General features: G+C 50.2%; 1 protein-coding gene. It reads left to right on the forward strand.

Annotated elements, in window-relative coordinates; all coding sequences use genetic code 11:
• Nucleotides 1-42 precede the first annotated feature (42 nt).
• Nucleotides 43-257 (forward strand): fibronectin type III domain-containing protein (locus ACXAFR_RS27675; protein ID WP_475183474.1); only part of this gene is annotated, 215 nt, incomplete at its 3' end.

Here is a 257-nt window from a genome sequence, read left to right on the forward strand (position 1 = left end):
ACGCCAACCGAGAGTACCTTGAGCGTGAGCTGGGACATCCCAATGGAAAGAAGCAACGGCGAAACGCTTTACCCTTACGAGCTGGCCGGTTATCAGTTGCAGTACAAACTGACCGATGATGCGGACTTCACCTCAGTAACCATTGGCGACGGCCTGCAGACAGAATTGAATCTGGAATTGCCGAAAGGCACTTACCATGTTCGTATCAAGGCGATTGATACTGACGGGCTTTCCAGTGAATTTTCAGACATCGAAGA

Source organism: Pseudomaricurvus sp. ABR4_320 (genome assembly GCF_056159445.1).